Origin of the sequence: Streptomyces sp. NPDC048434, from assembly GCF_043200375.1 — a bacterium.
In the GTDB taxonomy this organism is placed as follows: Bacteria; Actinomycetota; Actinomycetes; order Streptomycetales; family Streptomycetaceae; genus Streptomyces.
Genome location: NZ_JBICXQ010000018.1, coordinates 162751 through 180113 on the forward strand (window position 1 = coordinate 162751; position 17363 = coordinate 180113).

Genomic DNA, 17363 nt, shown 5'->3' on the forward strand with positions numbered 1-17363 from the left:
GTCCCAGTGGCCCGTCCCACTCGACCGGACCACTCCCGCTAGCATCTTGCTTGCAATAGTTAGCACTACGAGGCACCATCGTTGTATGGCATCACTCAACGTCGGCAATCTCGGCGAGTTCCTGCGGGAGCAGCGGCGCACGGCGCAGCTGAGCCTGCGGCAGCTCGCGGATGCCGCCGGGGTGTCCAACCCGTACCTCAGTCAGATCGAGCGCGGCTTGCGCAAGCCGAGCGCGGAGATCCTGCAGCAGCTCGCCAAGGCGCTGCGGATATCCGCCGAGACGCTGTACGTCCAGGCCGGGATTCTGGACGAACGGCATGGTCTGGACGGGGTCGAGGTGCAGACCGCGATACTCACCGACCCGGCGCTGAACGAGAGGCAGAAGCAGGTTCTGCTGCAGATCTACGAGTCCTTCCGCAAGGAGAACGGGCTCGGGAGCGGCGGCAAGGTCGCCGCTGCGAGCGGACCTGAGAACGGGCGCGGCACGGACTCCCTTGAGACAGAGGCCGACGGCGGCCCGCACGCCACCTGAGCAACCGACTTCGTTTCCAGGAGGAATAACGTCATGGCCATCAACACCGATGACCTCCGCAAGGCCCTGACCGACGCGACCCCGCTGTACGCCCTGGCCGGCACCGTCGACCTGGCCGCCGAGAAGCTCGGCGAGGTGCCGCAGTTCGTCGAGAAGATCCGGGTCGAGGCGCCCAAGCGCTTCGAGTCCGTCCGCGGCACCGACCCCAAGGACGTCCAGGCACTGGTCACCAAGCAGGCCAAGGACGCCAAGGAGAAGCTGACCGAGCTGCTGGGCTCGCTCGACGGCGACATCAAGAAGGTCCGTGACCAGGCGCAGGAGCTGGCGCTGCAGGGCGTGGGCCGCGCGGCCGAGGCCGTCGTCCGGACCCGTGAGGGCTACGAGGAGCTGGCCGAGCGCGGTCGCGGCGCGGTGGCGACCTGGCGCGGCGAGGCCGCCGACCAGGTCGAGGACCTCGCGGTGGCGATCGAGCCGGAGCCGAAGCAGGAGAGCAAGAGCGGCACGAGCCCGAAGCCCCAGGCGGCGAACGGCGCCAAGGCCGAGACCAAGGCCACCCCCTCGACGCAGCCCAAGCCGGCCGCGACGAAGAAGCCCGTCGCCCAGCGCAAGCCGGCGCCGACGCCGGCGAAGAAGAGCACCCCGCCGTCCGCCAAGTGACAGCGGAGGGCGCACCGGGCGAGGGTGCGTGAGCTCGCTCACCCTTTCGCCGGGGGTCCCGTTTCACGGGCCGGGCCGGGCACACTTCGGGTGCCCGGCCCGTTGTCCGGGTACGGTGGGGCCGCATGGGCGGCAGACGGCCGCCGCGGACCGAGACGACACGACTGGCGAACGGGCGGTGTAAGGCGTGCTGATTTACGGGTTCCAGAGCATTCTGAGCTGGGTGCAGCTCGCCCTGGGTGTCTATGCCGCCGTGATGCTGATCGATGCGGCCGTGCGCCGCGAGGACGCCTATCGCGCCGCGAGCAAGCAGACCAAGGGCATGTGGCTGATCTTCCTCACCCTCGCCACGGCGCTGCTGTTCATTCTCCCGATCATGTCGTTCCTGCCGGTCATCGGCGTGATCGCGGTGATCGTCTACACCGTCGACGTCCGCCCGGCGCTCCGGGAGGCCTCCGGCGGTGGCCGCGGTCCCCGACGCGGGGGTTCCAGCTCGGACGGGCCGTACGGGCCCTACAACGGCGGGCGCTGAGCGGGACGGGACGGCCTGGACCGGGCCAATCTCGGCCACCGGCCCTCACCGCCGCTCCAGCAGCGGCAGCGCTCCCCTCACCGCCCGCTTCAGCAGCGGTCGCCCTACCGCCGGTCCAGCAGCAGTACGGCCACGTCGTCCGTCAGCTCGCCGCCGTTCAGATCGCGCACTTCCCTGACCGAGGCGTCCAGCAGCTCCTCGCCCGTGAGGCCGGCGGCCATCTGCCGGCTGACCAGCTCGGTCATGCCTTCCTGGCCGAGGCGCTGATTCCCCTCGCCGATCCGGCCCTCGATCAGGCCGTCGGTGTACATCATCAGGCTCCACGAGCCGCCCAGTTCCACCTGCCGGCGCGGCCAGCGGGCCTGCGGCAGCAGGCCGAGCGCCGGGCCGCCGAATTCGTACGGCAGCAGCTGCGGGCTCTCGCCGGCCTGGGCCAGCAGCGGTGCCGGGTGGCCGGCCAGGCACAGACCGGCGCGGCGGCCGTCCGCGGAGATGTCGACGGTGCACAGCGTCGCGAAGATCTCGTCGTCCGCCCGCTCGTGCTCCAGCACCTTCTGCAGAGTGGCCAGCAGCTCGTCGCCGGAGAGCCCGGCGAAGGTCAGCGCGCGCCAGGCGATGCGCAATTCGACGCCGAGGGCCGCCTCGTCGGGGCCGTGGCCGCAGACGTCGCCGATCATCGCGTGGACGGTGCCGTCCGGGGTGCGGACGGTGTCGTAGAAGTCGCCGCCGAGCAGCGCGCGGCTGCGGCCGGGGCGGTAGCAGGCGGCGAACCGCAGGTTGGAGCCGTCGAGCAGGGGCGTCGGCAGCAGGCCGCGCTCCAGGCGGGCATTCTCCTGGGCGAGCATCCGCGACTCGGTGAGCTGGCGCTGCGCGAGGTCGGCGCGTTTGCGCTCGACGGCGTAGCGGACCGCGCGGCTGAGCACCGCGCCGTCCAGCTCGTCGCGGAAGAGGTAGTCCTGGGCGCCGACGCGTACGGCATCGGCGGCGCGCTGGGCGTCCGTCTCGTAGGTGAGGACGAGGACAGCGTGCGAGGTGGCCATCCGCAGGACGTCGCGCAGCATGCCCAGTTCGTCATCAGGGGTGTCGCCGTGGCCCGGACCGCGTTCCGTGCGGTCGCCGGGCTGCCGCGGCGGAAGGTCGAGCAGGATGCAGTGCACATCGTCGGTGAGCAGCCGCTCGGCCTCGGTGAGGTTGCGGGCGGTGCGCAGGCGCACCTTACGGCCCGCCCAGTCCCACATGTCGGGGACATGGCTATTGGGGTCCTCGCCGATGAGCAGCAGGGTCAGGCCCTGATGGACGGGGCCCTGGTCGGCCGAAACTCGCCGCTCGGCCGACTGCTGCTCGGGCTTCTGGAAGGCCTGCGATACCGAGTGGACCGGCTGCCGGTCCACGCCGGTGGCCGGGGCGCTCACGCCCTGGGCCGTCGCGTCCCCCGCGCCCGGCGCGCCGGCGACCCGCGCGGCATCCGCGCGGGCGTCGTCCACCGGTCCTGCCTGGTGCGGCAGCACGACCGTCCGCTGGTGCGGTACGGGTACGGGCATTGGTCTGCTTCCTTCCCTCCCCCCGAGGGGTGCGGCGGGGCGCCGACGGCGCGCCACCGTGCCCGGCTCCCACCGCTCGTCGGTCAATGAAGCGGCGGCACACACCGGGCACTGACAGGCGACCATAGCGTCAGTACGGAGTGGGATGGAATGCCCGACGGCAATCGGCCATCGTCATATGCCGCACCCGATAAGCCATTTGACCTGGGGAAGGCGGAATGCGGAATGACGAACATCACCCCGCTTGAGTGCATTCCGCTACGCGACGGCAACACTCAGATAGCAAACAATCCGGTCATTTATCGTGCGTGTGATCCGCGCCATGGCGTCAGCCGTCGCCGTCGGGGCGGACGACGCCGAGGATCGGCATCGAGCCGGCGCCGGTGATCGTGACCTGCCGGCCGGGCCGCGGCGCATGCACAATCGCGCCGTCGCCCAGATACATCCCGACATGACTGGCATCGGAGAAATAAATGATCAGATCGCCCGGCCGCATGTCCTTGAGCGCGACCCGGGGCAGCTGACGCCACTGCTCCTGCGAGGTCCGCGGAATGGTCCGGCCGCCGGCCTGCCACGCCCGCAGGGTCAGCCCGGAGCAGTCGAAGGTGTCCGGCCCTTCCGCACCCCACACATAATCCTTGCCGATCTGTGCGGTGGCGTACGAAATCGCCTTCTTTCCGACGGCCGATGCTTTGTTGCTGATGTCTTTCAGTACGCCCGAGTCCAGCCACTTCTGCTGCTGCTTGAAGGCCAGCTCGTCCTCCAGCTTCTTCAGCCGGTCCTTTTCCTTGGCGGCCAGCCGGGATTCCAGCTTCTTCGCCTCGTCGATCTTTTTCTTGATGTCCCGCTGGGCGCTTTCCTTCTTCTTGCGGTTCGCCTCCAGCTTCTCCCAGCGATCCGTGGCGGAATCCGAATAGTCCTCCAAGTCGCCCTTGAGGTGCGACAGTTGGCTGATCATTCGCTTGGCTGCCAGCTGCCCCTTGCGCGCCAGGGTGGCATTGTCCAGAAAGCCCTCCGGGTCGACGTTGAGCACCAGCTTCGCCTCTGCGGGCAGCCCGCCGCCGCGGTACTGGGCACTGGCCAGCGCGCCCGCCTGCCGTTTGAGGGCGGAGACCCGGCGCTGGGTCGTGTTGATACTGCGCGCCAGTTTGACGATCTCCTTCTGCTGGAGCTCGACCTGTTCCTTCGCGGCGTTGTAGGCGTCGGTGGCCTGCTCGGCCTTGCGGTAAAGGGCGTCGATCTTTTTGCGTACGCCGTCCAGGCGCCGGGCGTCGGCGTCCGCGGCCGCACCGGCGGCCCCTCCCGGGTCCGCTGACGGGTTCTTCCGGGCTTCGGCGTAGGCGGCCGTCGCCGTACTGCCGAGCAGCCCCATCGCGCACAGGACGACGGCGGTGCACGCCGCGAGACGCCCGCCCCGCACACCCCACACCCCCCGTCCGCCCCGTCCGTCCCTTATATCCCGAACGCCCTGCCGTGCCCCCTGGCTCCCCACCAGCCACCTCCGGTCGTTCCGCACCGATTCGCGTGTTCCTACAGGCGCGGATGCTGCCATACCGGCCGGTAATTCAACAGGGCGACGGGCCGTTTCGCACGAGCTGGCGAGCGCTTCTCCCCCGCACCCATCCGATGGCCGAGGTTCACCGTGCGTTCACTCTCCTCCTTCGGCCGCTTCACCTGATCTGCCTAATTTCAGCCGTACCGAGTGCGCGTCACGCCCACGGCGCAAGCGCGACACGGCTAGCTGGCATCGCATACCGCGTAGCCCTCATCACCCTCACCATTCGCACGCCGACAAAGCGGCGCGCCCCAGGAAGGAACTTTCGACAGTGAAGCTTCAGCGCAAGAACCGGGTTCGCGCCCTCGCCGTTGGCGCTCTCGCCGTCTCGGGTGCCCTGGCCCTGACGGCGTGCGGCTCCGACGACACCTCCGGTGCCGGCGGCGGTGCCGCCGCCAAGCCGTCGAACATCAAGTGCGACGGCAAGGGCAAGCTGCTCGCGTCCGGCTCGTCCGCGCAGAAGAACGCCATGGACGTCTGGGTGCAGAACTACTCGGGCGCCTGCAAGGGCACCGAGATCAACTACCAGCCGACGGGCTCCGGCGCGGGTGTCACCACCTTCCTGCAGGGCCAGACCGCCTTCGCGGGCTCCGACTCGCCCCTCAAGCCCGACGAGGTCGCGAAGTCGAAGCAGGTCTGCAAGGGCGGCCAGGCCATCGACCTGCCGATGGTCGGCGGCCCGATCGCGGTCGGCTACAACGTCCCCGGCGCGGACAACCTCGTGCTGGACGCCCCGACCCTGGCGAAGATCTTCGACGCGAAGATCACCAAGTGGAACGACGCCGCGATCAAGAAGCTGAACCCGGACGCGAAGCTCCCGGACCTCAAGATCCAGGCGTTCCACCGCTCCGACGACTCGGGCACCACCGACAACTTCACCAAGTACCTCAAGGGCGCGGCCCCCGGTGACTGGAAGCACGAGCCGGCGAAGAAGTGGGAAGGCACCGGCGGCCAGGCGGCCTCCGGCTCGGCCGGCGTCTCCTCGCAGGTCAAGCAGACCAGCGGCGCCATCTCCTACTTCGAGCTGTCGTACGCCACGGCCAGCAAGATCCCCACGGTCAAGCTGAACACCGGCGCCAAGACCCCGGTCGACGCCACCGTCGACAACGCCTCCAAGGCGATCTCCGAGGCCGAGCAGGTCGGCAAGGGCAACGACCTGGCCCTGAAGCTCAACTACACCACCAAGGCCGAGGGTGCCTACCCGATCACCCTGGTGACCAACGAGATCGCCTGCGACAAGGGCAACAAGCCCGAGACGCTGGCCGCCACCAAGTCCTTCCTGACCTACATCGCCAGCAAGGACGGCCAGAGCGCGCTCAAGCAGCTCGGCTACGCCCCGCTGCCCACCGAGATCGCCGACAAGGTCCGCAAGACCGTCGCGACGCTCTCCTGACCCACCGGGCGGCGGCCCGTAGACCGCCGTTTGGCCAAAGGGGCCCCTTCACCAGGGCCCCTTTCGGGCCGTCGCCCGTCCGGTGCACCGCCGCGCCAGGAGCCCTCACCTGCTCCGCAGACCGGAGAATCCATGAATTCAGTAACGTCGACAACCGCCACACCGCCTCCGCCAGGCAACGACGGCAGCTCCGCCGTCTCCGGCTCGGCGGTCCGCCCCGGTGACCGGATCTTCCTGGGGCTCTCCCGGGGCTCCGGTATCGCCCTCCTGGTGATCATGGCCGCCATCGCGGTCTTCCTCACCTACCGCTCCGTGATCGCCATCTCCGGCGACAAGGCCAACTTCTTCACCACGCTGGACTGGAACGCCAGCGGGCTGGACCCGAAGTTCGGCATCGCGGTCCTCGCCTTCGGCACCCTCGTCAGCTCGGTGGTCGCGATGGTCATCGCGGTCCCGGTCGCGGTCGGCATCGCGCTGTTCATCTCGCACTACGCCCCGCGCAAGCTGTCCTCGCCGCTCGGCTACGTCATCGATCTGCTCGCCGCGGTGCCCAGCATCATCTACGGCCTGTGGGGCGCACTCTTCCTCGTCCCGCACCTGAGCGGCCTCTACACCTGGCTGGACGACTACCTCGGCTGGACCGGCATCTTCTCGTACGGCGGCGGGGCGGCCCGTTCGCTGTTCACCGTCGGCATCCTGCTCGCGATCATGGTCCTGCCGATCGTGACCAGCGTCAGCCGCGAGGTGTTCCTGCAGGTCCCGAAGATGCACGAGGAGGCCGCGCTGGCGCTGGGCGCCACCCGCTGGGAAGTCATCCGGATGTCGGTGATCCCCTTCGGCCGCTCCGGAATCATCAGCGCCTCCATGCTGGGCCTGGGCCGTGCGCTGGGCGAGACGATGGCCGTGGCCACGGTCCTCTCGCCCAGCTTCCTCATCAACGCCAGCCTGCTGGACCCGGGCGGCGGCACCTTCGCCCAGAACATCGCCAGCAAGTTCAGCGAGGCCGATGAATTCGGCCAGGACGCCCTGATCGCCTCCGGCCTCGTCCTCTTCGTGATCACGCTGCTCGTCAACGGCGCGGCCCGCCTGATCATCGCCCGCCGCAAGGAGTACTCGGGAGCCGCCGCATGAGCATCACGACCGACCGCCCCGCGGTCTCGAACGGCGGCAGCCCGCTTCCGGTCTCCCTCAAGCAGGCCCGGCTGCCCCGCTGGACCCCGCCGGTTCTCGCGCTGGTCGCGGCCGGCGCGGGCTGCGGCATCGGGCTGGCCGCCGGCCTGGACAGCTTCATCCAGTGGGGCCTGATCGCCGCCCTGCTCTTCGTCTTCGGCACGTTCGCGCTGGCCGCGGGCGTCGAGGGCGCCCGGCAGGCCAAGGACCGGCTGTCCACCAGCCTGGTCTGGTTCGCCTTCCTGATCGCCGTCGTACCGCTGGCCTCCCTCCTGTGGGAGACCGTCGCCCGCGGCACCAAGGTCCTGAACGGCTACTTCCTGTCGCACTCGATGGGCACCACCCCGGACGCGCTGCCCGGCGGCGGTATCTACCACGCGATCATCGGCACCCTGGAGCAGGTCGGCCTGGCCACCCTGATCGCCGCGCCGATCGGTCTGCTCACCGCGATCTACCTCGTCGAATACGGGCGCGGCCGGCTCTCCCGGGCCGTCACCTTCTTCGTCGACGTCATGACCGGTATCCCGTCGATCGTGGCCGGACTGTTCATCCTCTCCGTGTGGATCCTGATCCTCGGCTTCGGCCCGTCCGGCTTCGCCGGTGCGATGGCCCTGGCGATCCTGATGATGCCGGTCGTCGTCCGCTCCACCGAGGAGATGCTCAAGCTCGTCCCGAACGAGCTGCGCGAGGCGTCCCTGGCCCTCGGCGTGCCCAAGTGGCGCACCATCCTCAAGGTCGTCCTGCCGACGTCGATCGGCGGCATCACCACCGGCGTGATGCTCTCCATCGCCCGTATCACCGGGGAGACGGCACCCGTGCTGCTCTTGGTGTGGGGCGCGAAGACGATCAACAACAACCCCTTCGAAGATGCCCAGCAGTCACTTCCGCTCTACGTTTTCCAGCAGTGGCAGCAGGGTTCCGAGGCCTCCTACGACCGCGCATGGGCCGCGGCACTGGTCCTCATCGCCTTCGTCATGATCCTCAACCTGGTGGCCCGCGGCATCGCCCGCTGGAAGGCCCCCAGGACCGGCCGCTGACCAAGCCGGCGACACGAAAGAAGCAGTGATTTCCATGGCCAAGCGAATCGACGTCAGCGGCCTCACCGCCTACTACGGCAGCCACAAGGCCATCGACGACATCTCGATGACGGTCGAGCCGCGCTCCGTGACGGCCTTCATCGGCCCGTCCGGCTGCGGCAAGTCGACCTTCCTGCGCACCCTGAACCGGATGCACGAGGTCACCCCCGGCGGCCGCGTCGAGGGCAAGGTGATGCTGGACGACGAGAACCTCTACGGCTCGGGCGTCGACCCGGTCGCCGTCCGCCGCACCGTCGGCATGGTCTTCCAGCGCCCCAACCCGTTCCCCACGATGTCGATCTTCGACAATGTCGCGGCCGGTCTGCGGCTGAACGGTTCGTACAAGAAGAGCGAGCTCAAGGACGTCGTCGAGAAGTCCCTCAAGGGCGCCAACCTCTGGAACGAGGTCAAGGACCGCCTGAACAAGCCCGGTTCCGGCCTCTCCGGCGGCCAGCAGCAGCGGCTGTGCATCGCCCGCGCGATAGCCGTCGAGCCGCAGGTGCTGCTGATGGACGAGCCGTGCTCGGCGCTCGACCCGATCTCCACCCTCGCCATCGAGGACCTGATCGGTGAGCTCAAGGAGCGCTTCACGATCGTCATCGTGACGCACAACATGCAGCAGGCCGCGCGCGTCTCGGACCGCACGGCCTTCTTCAACCTCGCCGCCGTCGGTCAGCCCGGCAAGCTGATCGAGATCGACGAGACCGAGCGGATCTTCTCCAACCCGTCGGTCCAGGCCACGGAGGACTACATCTCCGGCCGCTTCGGCTGAGCAGCGAGTGCGGCCCGGCCGCTCCGGCCGGGCCGCCCCCTCCACGTCCTGCGGTGCTGCATGGCGGTGCCACCGCACGACGAAGGGCCCGCCCCTCTTCCCGGGGGCGGGCCCATTCCTTTGCTCTGCGTGGGGCGGCGACGGCCGGTGGGCTGCGGCCCGCAAGCGGCCGGCTGCCGGCCCCGGCCCGTTCCGCGGCCCTCCCGGGGCAGCGAGCCGGTCCGTCAGGCGAACGCCAGGTGGATCAGCCAGTAAGCGAGCGCCGCGACCAGCGCCGCCGCCGGCATCGTGATGAACCAGCCCATCACGATGTTCTTGGCGACGCCCCAGCGCACCGCGCGCGGGCCCTTGGTCGAGCCGACGCCCATGATGGCGGAGGTGATGACGTGCGTCGTGGAGATCGGCGCCTGGAACATGAACGACGCGGTGTACATGACCGAGGCGGCCGTGGTCTCCGCGGCGAAGCCCTGCGGCGGGTCCAGCTCGATGATGCGGCGGCCCAGGGTGCGCATGATGCGCCAGCCACCCGCGTACGTACCCAGCGAGAGGGTGAGCGCACAGGCCAGCTTGACCCAGATCGGGATGGCGTCGTTCGCGTCCTCGACATCGGCGATGACCAGGGCCATCACCACGACGCCCATGGTCTTCTGCGCGTCCTGCAGACCGTGTCCGAGCGCCATACCGGCGGCCGAGACGGTCTGCGCTATGCGGAAGCCGCGCTTGGCCTTGTGCGGGTTGGACTTACGGAACAGCCAGAGGATGGCGACCATCACGAGGTAGCCGAGCACCAGGCCGATGACCGGCGAGATGAACATCGGCAGGACGACCTTCTCGATCACCCCGCCCCAGATGACCTTGGTGCCACCGGCGAGCGCCGCCCCGACCATGCCGCCGAACAGCGCGTGCGAGGACGAGGACGGCAGACCGAAGTACCAGGTGACGAGGTTCCAGACCACCGCGCCGAGCAGCGCGGCAAAGAGAATGCCCATCCCCTGGTTGCCCTGGGGAGTGGCGATCAGCCCTTCGCTGACCGTCTTGGCGACCCCGCTGCCGAGAAACGCACCGGCGAGGTTCATCACGGCGGCCATCGCCAGCGCCGCGCGCGGGGTCAGTGCCCGCGTCGAGACCGAGGTCGCGATGGCGTTCGCGGAGTCGTGGAAGCCGTTGGTGTACGTGAAACCGAGCGCGACCGCAATGGTCACGACGAGCGCGAAGGTGTCCATGGGCGGCGCTCAGGACTCCTTGACCGCGATGGTCTCGACCGTGTTGGCGACATGCTCGAACGCGTCCGCCGCCTCTTCCAGGATGTCCACGATCTGCTTGAGCTTCAGCACGTCCATGGCGTCGTACTTGCCGTTGAAGAGGTGCGCGAGCAGCTTGCGGTGGATCTGGTCGGCCTGGTTCTCCAGTCGGTTGACCTCGATCCAGTACTCGGTGAGGTTGGTCATGGTCCGCAGATGCGGCATGGCCTCGGCGGTCAGCTCGGCCGCCCGTGCCAGTACCTCGATCTGCTGGTCGACGCCCTTGGGCAGCTCCTCGACCTTGTAGAGGACGACCAGGTCGACCGCCTCTTCCATGAAGTCCATGATGTCGTCGAGCGACGAGGCGAGGTTGTAGATGTCCTCGCGGTCGAACGGCGTGATGAACGAGGAGTTCAGCTGGTGGAAGATCGCGTGGGTCGCGTCATCACCCGCGTGCTCCGCCGCCCGCATTCGCTCGGCGATCTCTGCACGAGCGGAGGCGTCCGCCCCGAGCAGTTCCATCAGGAGCTTGGAGCCCGTGACGATGTTGTCCGCGGAGGCGGCGAACATGTCGTAGAAGCTCGTCTCCCTGGGGGTCAGACGAAAGCGCACGTGAAATCCTCGGGGTGCATCGGATTCGGTCGAGTTGATGCTAGGCGCATCATCCAGCCACAGCTAACCGGCATTCCTTCAGTGTCGCCCATCGTGCAGCATGCTCTGCACGGGGTACCACAGGTGCCCGCAAAGTTCGGTACCATATACCCACCAGGGGTATATAGATCGCCTAGATACCACGGGAGACGGCCATGACGACCACGGACGCCGACACCAACGGCAGCGCCGCAGCCGCCGCGGCCTGCCACCCCCAGCAGCCGGGTACCGACCCCCGGGATACAGCTCAAACCGTGACCGATAACGCAGAGACTTCGGCGACATCCGGTACCCACGGCTACGCAAAGCAGAAGGACGCACACATCAAGCGACTGCGCCGGATCGAGGGGCAGATCCGCGGACTGCAGCGGATGCTCGAAGAGGATGTCTACTGCATCGACATACTCACCCAGGTCTCGGCGAGCACAAAGGGCCTGCAGTCCTTCGGCCTCCAGCTCCTGGAGGAGCATCTGCGGCACTGCGTCGCCGACGCCGCCGTCAAGGGACCCGAGGCCATCGACGCCAAGGTCCAGGAGGCCACCAAGGCCATCGAGCGGATGCTGCGCACCTGACCGGCCGGCCCGCCGGGCCCCGCGCTAGCCGGGAGAGCGCCTCGCGGCCCCGGGCCCCGAAGGCACCCGGTCCACACCGCAGCCGTCCTCCCCGTCGACCTCCAGCACCTCGTCGATGCGGTCCGGGCTGAGCCGGTCCTCGCTCGCGGCCGCGGCCGCGATCATCAACTCACCGGTCAGGTCGATCTCGACGAGGGCCACGTAGTCCTGGACCGTCGTAGGGCGGTGTCCGGCCACGTACAACACCTCCTCCTTCGAGCGCCTTCCCACGCCTCCGGTGGTTACCGTCAGCGTAAGGACGGGCGCACGCTCCGCGCATGGCACGGATGGACCATTTCCGCCATCCGGCAAGCGCCCCCGTCACGTGCCCGGCCGCCCCGCCCCGCCCTACGGTGGGGGCGAAGCGATCTTCCCCGCGTAGATGGTGCGCTCGTCCGGCAGCTGCACCGCGACCTTCGTCCCGAATTCTGACAGTTGTGTGGTCGATGTCACCGATGCCCCCTTCGGCGCACCGTTGGCGAAGTGGAACCACTGGCGCACTTTGCGCAGCCGCCCGTCCTCGTCCAGATACGCGTCGAACGGCACCGCGTCGGTGGTGAACCCCCGCTCCGCGGCGACCAGCGCGGGCCTCGTACGCGGCGACGCCGCCCTCGCGGCCGTCCCGATGTCCGTCGTCCCCCGGTAGTGCCGCACCGGGACGCCGTCCAGCCGTTCCTCGCCCCGGTAGGTCACCTCCCGTGCGCCGCGCAGCAGTTCCGCGGCGGCCAGCGGGTCGGTGGCGCCGCCGGTGACCAGATTCCCGTCGCTCAGCGAGGCGGTGTCCACCCGCACCCACTTGTCCGCGGGCACCCCCGCGCCGCGGTTCTTCATGTACAGCGCACCGGGCGCGAGGATCTCCGTGATCGGCTGACGACCGCCGCTGGGCCTGCCCGCCGGATCGGGGAGGATCACCCGCAGCCGTCCGGTGCTCGTGGCGAAGTCATAGCTGCCGGCGCCGCGGATGGCGACGCGGGTGCCGCCGCTCACCATCTCCATGGACGTACGGACCCTGGCGGAGCCGGCCCGCAGCAGGGCGGCGGCGCTGTTGCGGACCTCCGCGGCGGCAGCGGCCCGGGCGGACGGCTCCTGGTCGTCGGCCGCGGCACCGTCCGGAGAACATCCCGTCGTCAGCAGCCCGACCGCCAGACCCGTCCCGCACGCCACGGCCACGACGGCCGCGCCGCCGCCTCGCCTGTCCTGCACCACCATCGCGTACGAGCCCCCTCGGCCGCTGTCTTCGGGAACGGCCTGGGCCGGCCGGTCCGCTCGGGAGGGTCGGACGTTCCGCCACCGCCGCATCTGACGTTCCGTCGACCGATTCGTTCAACGACCGGCAAGGGGGCTCGTCACGCAAGGCCACCTGTGACGCGTAGCGTGACGGGGTGCCCGACCGAGCCCCCCATGCGACCTCCACCACCGAGAGCGGCGCCTTCTGCACAGCCCGCTGCTCCTGTGGCTGGCGGGGGCCGGCCCGCCGTGCCCGCTCTCAGGCGCGTACGGACGCGGAGCGCCATCTGGCCGACGCCGGGGCCGGACCGGAAACGGGCACCTCCCCCGAGCCTCCCCTGGGATGAGCAAGTCCGTTCCGGGAACCCCCCACGCCCGTACGGCATCTGGCTAGTGAGGGAAGCAAAAGCACCGTGCCGGTAACGGACTTCACGGACGGCACCGGACAGTGCGGAGCATTACCGGGCACCGCGGAACGTGCGGGCAGCGCGCCGTACCCGCCCGGTGCTGCGTTCCCGGCACGTGCCCCGCGGCCGGCGGCCGGGCCATCGGCGGCGGGGCAGGACCGTACGAACATCGAGGGGGATTCCCAGTGAAGCGGCGCACACTCCTGCAGGCGGGCGGCGGACTGGCGGCAGCGACCTCGGTCGCCTGGGCCACCGGCTGCGACAACAAGACCGGCAAGGCGGGTGCGGCGTCCTCCACATCCGCCACCGGGGCCGCGAGCGGCACCGGCACGGCACAGACCAACGCGGCCTCGGCCCCCGCGGGCGCCGCCCGGGGCCGCGCCTCACAGTCCTCCTGGACCGCGCTGGGCAAGAGCCTGGACGGCAAGCTGGTCCGGGCCTCCGACGCCGCCTACGCGACCGCCCGCCGCCTCTACAACACCCGCTACGACACGCTGAAGCCGTCGGCCATCGCGTATGTCCAGCACCCGTCGGACATCGCCGAATGCCTCGCCTTCGCCCGGCGTTACGACACCCCGGTCGCCATCCGCAGCGGCGGCCACTCCTACGCCGGCTGGTCCAGCGGCAACGGCAAGCTCATCGTCGACGTCTCCGCCCTCTCCAAGGTCGGCGCACCGTCCGGCGGCACCACCCGCATCGGCGCCGGGGCCAAGCTCATCGACGTCTACGAGGGCCTGGCGCCGCACGGCGTGACGATACCCGGGGGCTCCTGCCCCACCGTCGGCATATCGGGTCTCACCCTCGGCGGCGGCCATGGCGTGGTCTCCCGTGCGTACGGGCTGACCTGCGACAGCCTCGTCGGTGCCACCCTGGTCACGGCCGACGGCAAGACCGTCGACTGCGACAAGAGCCGGCATTCCGACCTGTTCTGGGCGCTGCGCGGCGCCGGCAACGGCAACTTCGGCGTGGTGACCGAACTCCGCTTCCGTACGCATCCGGCGCCGCGCGCGGTGATGGCGTACATGACCTGGCCGTGGTCCAAGGCGGCGAAGGTCGTGGCGTCCTGGCAGAAGTGGGGGCCGGCGCAGGCCGACGAGATATGGTCCGCCTGCCATCTCGACGCACGCCCCGGCAACACCCCGTCCGTCTCCGTCGCGGCCTTCTCGCTGGGCAGCTACCGCGAGCTGCAGAACGCCGTCGACAAGCTCGCCGACCAGCCGGGCGGCCCCGGCCCGGCCACCACCGTCCACCTCACGCCGACCGGCTACCTGGACGCGATGGAGTCCTACGCGGGCTGCTCCTCCAAGTCCACCGCGCAGTGCCATATGCCGGGTTCGCTGCCCGGCCACACCGGCGCCGGCCAACTGGGCCGCGAGACCTACGCCGCCCGCTCGCACTTCTTCGACCGCTCGCTGTCCACGACCGGTATCCGCACCCTGATGGACCAGATCGAGCGCGGCGGCCGCCAGGGCGTCAACGGGAATGTGGCGCTGACGGCGCTGGGCGGCGCGATCAACCGCGTCGGGCGCACCGACACCGCCTTCGTCCACCGCGGCTCGCGGTTCCTGGCCCAGTACTTGACGTCGTGGTCGGCGAACGGCTCATCCGGCACGCGCACAGCGTGGCTGAATTCGTTCCATGACGCGATGCGCCGCCACTCCTCGGGCGCCGCGTACCAGAACTACACCGACCCGGGCCTCAGCGACTGGAAGTCCGCCTACTACGGCGCCGCCGCCACCCGCCTCGCCCAGGTCAAGCGGACCTACGACCCGCAGCGGCTGTTCAGCACCTTCCCACAGGCGCTCTGACCCCGCCCGGCACCCCGGCGGACACACGGACGGCCCGGCCCCACGAGGGGGTCCGGGCCGTCCGTATCCGCCAGGTCGTCCTCCCGGAGGCCGTCAGACCGGTTCGCCCCACCGGTCTGACCGCCCCTCAGGCCGCCAGATCCTTGTCCCGCTCCTTGTGTCCCCGCGGCATCGCCGATCCGGTGGCCACCACCCGGCCGCCCTCGGCGTCCTGCCCCGTGAAGCCGCCCGCGCCCCGCGCCCGCACCAGCCACGCCAGCTTCGACCGGCCGATCGCGGTCGTCAGCGGCACCAGCAGCGCCTGCGCGAGCGGCGCGAGCAGCAGCGCGACGGCCGTGCCCAGCGCGAACCCGCCGATCACATCGGTCGGGTAGTGCACGCCCATGTAGACGCGGCAGAAGCCCTCAGCGAGCGCCAGCGCGATCCCGATCAGGCCGTACTTCCGGTGGGCGAGGAAGAGGCCGACACCGACCGCCATGGTGAGCGTCGCGTGATCGCTCACGAACGAGAAGTCGCTCTTGCCGGGGATCAGCACTTCCAGCCCGGCATGGTCCTTGAACGGCCGCGGCCGTTCGACGAACGCCCGGATGGGGATATTGGCCAGCAGCGCGATGCCCGCGGCCAGCGGCGCCCAGACCAGGCCCGCGACGACGGACGGCGCGCCCGGCTTACGGCGCGCGAACCACCAGGCGATCACACACAGCAGCGCGAGGCCGGCGATGATGCCGTACTCGCCGATGTACTCCATGGCCTTGTTGACCCAGTGGGGGGCGTCCTTCGCGAGGCCGTTGATGCCGTCGAGCACGTCGACGTCGGGGTTCGGCCCCTCGAGTGCGAGTCCAGCCATCTGCCGCGGCCCCTTATCTTTCGCGCGCGCGAGCGCCGTCGTGTGCTGCCTGCCCCCGTGGTCGTCGAGCGTGTGCTGCGTCGAGCTCTGCTACGTCCCCACGCCAAGGAAACGCGATGTACACCCCTGCCGTTCCACTCTCCACCGGAAGATCACCAGGACGTTATCGAAGCTTGACCCATCGCTGCAGTTCAGGGCCCTATGTTCACGCAGCGTTCGTACCGGGCAGCGCTTTTGCGCCATCCGATGTGACGCGGGTGGCACCGATGTAGTCCGGCGAATCGATCTTGTCGAACCGGATCACGGCCCCGGTGTACGGCGCGTTGATCATGTACCCGCCCCCCACATAGATCCCCACATGGTGGATCGACCGCGGGTCCTTCAGGTCGTAGGCGAAGAACACCAGGTCACCCGGGAGCAGCTCATCCCGCTTCGGATGCGCCCCGGCGTTCCACTGGTCGTTCGCCACCCGCGGCAGCTCGATGCCCACGGAGTGGTACGCCGCCTGGGTCAGCCCCGAACAGTCGAACCGCCCGCCCTGCGACGCCGTTCCCGTACCACCCCACAGATAGCGCGAGCCGAGCTTCTCCTGCGCGAAGTAGATGGCCCCCGCGGCCTGCCTCGACGGCGCCACCGGCCCGGCCGGCGCCTCGAAGCTCTTCGCGAGCGTCGTGATCGTCTTCACGTAGTTGCGTGTCTCGCGGTACGGCGGCACCCCGTTGTACTGGATCACGCGGTACGCCCCCGCGTTGTACGCGGCGAGCATGTTGTGCGTGGCGTTGCCCGGCGCGCCCTTCACATAGCCGGCCAGCTCGCAGTCGTACGAGGCCGCCGACGCGATCGCGTCGTGCGGGTCCCACACGTCCTTCTTGCCGTCGCCGTTCCCGTCGACGCCGTGGGTCTGCCACGTCCCCGGGATGAACTGCGCCATGCCCTGCGCGGCCGCCGGGCTCTGCGCCCGCGGGTTCCACCCGCTCTCCTGATAGAGCTGCGCCGCCAGCAGCGAGGGGCTTATCGCCGGGCAGAGCGTCCCCCACTTCTGCACCAGCTGCTGGTACTCGGCCGGCACCGACCCCTTCGCCAGCCCCAGCGCCCGCCCACCGGCCCCGGCCAGCCCGGCCGCCACCGTGTACGTACCGATCACAAGCAGCCCGAGCAGGCAGAGCACCAGCCCCACCCCGAGCCCACCGGCCACCCAGAATTTCCGCACGCCCCAACCCTCCCCCATTCAGCCCCGGTTCACTGCCTTTTTCCGGTCGCTCCCCGCGCGTTGTGTCGCCCCCGGCGCGGCACGGCGGCGCATGGCAGGGCGCAGGGGGCGCTCCGGCCCGGGGTGCGATTCC

The 17363-nt window shown here is 69.8% G+C and carries 17 protein-coding genes; 9 read left to right on the forward strand and 8 right to left on the reverse strand.

Features of this window, described 5'->3' with window-relative positions; all coding sequences use genetic code 11:
* Nucleotides 1–85: 85 nt before the first annotated feature.
* From ACGFWI_RS22235 to ACGFWI_RS22245, 3 genes are all read left to right on the forward strand, one after another.
* On the forward strand, nt 86–532 hold the full coding sequence (locus ACGFWI_RS22235) for a helix-turn-helix domain-containing protein (protein WP_393907700.1): 447 nt from the start codon (nt 86–88) through the stop codon (nt 530–532).
* 33 nt (nt 533–565) lie between these two features.
* Nucleotides 566–1189 (forward strand): hypothetical protein, encoded by a 624-nt coding sequence (locus ACGFWI_RS22240; RefSeq protein WP_393907701.1) that lies wholly within the window; start codon nt 566–568, stop codon nt 1187–1189.
* A 187-nt stretch (nt 1190–1376) separates the two neighbouring features.
* A complete protein-coding gene (locus ACGFWI_RS22245) occupies nt 1377–1721 on the forward strand; it encodes a DUF2516 family protein (RefSeq protein WP_393907702.1) in 345 nt (114 codons plus the stop codon).
* A 104-nt stretch (nt 1722–1825) separates the two neighbouring features.
* Here the strand turns inward: ACGFWI_RS22245 and ACGFWI_RS22250 are convergent, their stop codons facing one another.
* A complete protein-coding gene (locus ACGFWI_RS22250) occupies nt 1826–3262 on the reverse strand; it encodes a PP2C family protein-serine/threonine phosphatase (RefSeq protein ID WP_393907703.1) in 1437 nt (478 codons plus the stop codon).
* Nucleotides 3263–3590: 328 nt separating this feature from the next.
* A complete protein-coding gene (locus tag ACGFWI_RS22255; RefSeq protein ID WP_393907738.1) occupies nt 3591–4634 on the reverse strand; it encodes an NlpC/P60 family protein in 1044 nt (347 codons plus the stop codon).
* A gap of 454 nt (nt 4635–5088) precedes the next feature.
* Between ACGFWI_RS22255 and pstS the strand changes: the two genes are divergently transcribed.
* The 4 genes from pstS (at nt 5089) to pstB (ending at nt 9228) form a co-directional block, all read left to right on the forward strand.
* Nucleotides 5089–6210: a phosphate ABC transporter substrate-binding protein PstS gene (gene pstS / locus ACGFWI_RS22260; RefSeq protein WP_393907704.1), complete on the forward strand. Its 1122-nt coding sequence runs from the start codon at nt 5089–5091 to the stop codon at nt 6208–6210.
* Between the two features lie 132 nt (nt 6211–6342).
* The gene (pstC, locus tag ACGFWI_RS22265) at nt 6343–7341 is read left to right on the forward strand and encodes a phosphate ABC transporter permease subunit PstC (RefSeq protein WP_393907705.1); all 999 of its coding nucleotides are present in this window, start codon (nt 6343–6345) and stop codon (nt 7339–7341) included.
* On the forward strand, nt 7338–8417 hold the full coding sequence (gene pstA, locus ACGFWI_RS22270; protein ID WP_393907706.1) for a phosphate ABC transporter permease PstA: 1080 nt from the start codon (nt 7338–7340) through the stop codon (nt 8415–8417). Before pstC ends, pstA begins: the two co-directional genes overlap by 4 nt.
* Before the next feature lie 34 nt (nt 8418–8451).
* Nucleotides 8452–9228, forward strand: a complete 777-nt coding sequence (gene pstB / locus ACGFWI_RS22275; protein ID WP_393907707.1) for a phosphate ABC transporter ATP-binding protein PstB — start codon at nt 8452–8454, stop codon at nt 9226–9228.
* 224 nt (nt 9229–9452) lie between these two features.
* Here pstB and ACGFWI_RS22280 read toward each other — a convergent pair whose 3' ends face one another.
* Both ACGFWI_RS22280 and ACGFWI_RS22285 read right to left on the reverse strand, forming a co-directional pair.
* Nucleotides 9453–10451, reverse strand: a complete 999-nt coding sequence (locus ACGFWI_RS22280) for an anion permease (protein ID WP_393907708.1) — start codon at nt 10449–10451, stop codon at nt 9453–9455.
* Between the two features lie 9 nt (nt 10452–10460).
* On the reverse strand, nt 10461–11081 hold the full coding sequence (locus tag ACGFWI_RS22285; RefSeq protein ID WP_393907709.1) for a DUF47 domain-containing protein: 621 nt from the start codon (nt 11079–11081) through the stop codon (nt 10461–10463).
* Between the two features lie 194 nt (nt 11082–11275).
* Here ACGFWI_RS22285 and ACGFWI_RS22290 point away from each other — a divergent pair, with 194 nt between their 5' ends.
* Nucleotides 11276–11692 (forward strand): metal-sensitive transcriptional regulator, encoded by a 417-nt coding sequence (locus tag ACGFWI_RS22290; protein WP_393907710.1) that lies wholly within the window; start codon nt 11276–11278, stop codon nt 11690–11692.
* A 24-nt stretch (nt 11693–11716) separates the two neighbouring features.
* On the opposite strand, the gene ACGFWI_RS22295 is transcribed toward ACGFWI_RS22290, so the two are convergent.
* Both ACGFWI_RS22295 and ACGFWI_RS22300 read right to left on the reverse strand, forming a co-directional pair.
* On the reverse strand, nt 11717–11935 hold the full coding sequence (locus tag ACGFWI_RS22295; RefSeq protein ID WP_393907739.1) for a hypothetical protein: 219 nt from the start codon (nt 11933–11935) through the stop codon (nt 11717–11719).
* A gap of 144 nt (nt 11936–12079) precedes the next feature.
* Nucleotides 12080–12940 (reverse strand): hypothetical protein, encoded by an 861-nt coding sequence (locus ACGFWI_RS22300; RefSeq protein ID WP_393907711.1) that lies wholly within the window; start codon nt 12938–12940, stop codon nt 12080–12082.
* Between the two features lie 610 nt (nt 12941–13550).
* Between ACGFWI_RS22300 and ACGFWI_RS22305 the strand changes: the two genes are divergently transcribed.
* Nucleotides 13551–15173, forward strand: a complete 1623-nt coding sequence (locus ACGFWI_RS22305; protein ID WP_393907712.1) for an FAD-binding oxidoreductase — start codon at nt 13551–13553, stop codon at nt 15171–15173.
* A gap of 127 nt (nt 15174–15300) precedes the next feature.
* On the opposite strand, the gene ACGFWI_RS22310 is transcribed toward ACGFWI_RS22305, so the two are convergent.
* Nucleotides 15301–16020 carry a phosphatase PAP2 family protein gene (locus ACGFWI_RS22310; protein ID WP_393907713.1) on the reverse strand — a complete coding sequence of 240 codons (720 nt, stop codon included), beginning with the start codon at nt 16018–16020 and terminating at the stop codon, nt 15301–15303.
* A gap of 205 nt (nt 16021–16225) precedes the next feature.
* Entirely contained in the window at nt 16226–17230 is a 1005-nt protein-coding gene (locus ACGFWI_RS22315; RefSeq protein ID WP_393907714.1) for an NlpC/P60 family protein, read from the reverse strand.
* Between the last annotated feature and the right edge of the window lie 133 nt (nt 17231–17363).

Excerpts from the sequence above, each read along its gene's own strand:
- pstC (WP_393907705.1), top strand. The coding sequence starts at position 6,343 with ATGAATTCAGTAACGTCGACAACCGCCACACCGCCTCCGCCAGGCAAC.
- ACGFWI_RS22290 (WP_393907710.1), top strand. The coding sequence starts at position 11,276 with ATGACGACCACGGACGCCGACACCAACGGCAGCGCCGCAGCCGCCGCG.
- ACGFWI_RS22300 (WP_393907711.1), bottom strand. The coding sequence starts at position 12,940 with ATGGTGGTGCAGGACAGGCGAGGCGGCGGCGCGGCCGTCGTGGCCGTG.
- pstB (WP_393907707.1), top strand. The coding sequence starts at position 8,452 with ATGGCCAAGCGAATCGACGTCAGCGGCCTCACCGCCTACTACGGCAGC.
- ACGFWI_RS22240 (WP_393907701.1), top strand. The coding sequence starts at position 566 with ATGGCCATCAACACCGATGACCTCCGCAAGGCCCTGACCGACGCGACC.
- ACGFWI_RS22310 (WP_393907713.1), bottom strand. The coding sequence starts at position 16,020 with ATGGCTGGACTCGCACTCGAGGGGCCGAACCCCGACGTCGACGTGCTC.
- ACGFWI_RS22255 (WP_393907738.1), bottom strand. The coding sequence starts at position 4,634 with ATGGGGCTGCTCGGCAGTACGGCGACGGCCGCCTACGCCGAAGCCCGG.
- pstA (WP_393907706.1), top strand. The coding sequence starts at position 7,338 with ATGAGCATCACGACCGACCGCCCCGCGGTCTCGAACGGCGGCAGCCCG.
- ACGFWI_RS22235 (WP_393907700.1), top strand. The coding sequence starts at position 86 with ATGGCATCACTCAACGTCGGCAATCTCGGCGAGTTCCTGCGGGAGCAG.
- ACGFWI_RS22280 (WP_393907708.1), bottom strand. The coding sequence starts at position 10,451 with ATGGACACCTTCGCGCTCGTCGTGACCATTGCGGTCGCGCTCGGTTTC.
- ACGFWI_RS22250 (WP_393907703.1), bottom strand. The coding sequence starts at position 3,262 with ATGCCCGTACCCGTACCGCACCAGCGGACGGTCGTGCTGCCGCACCAG.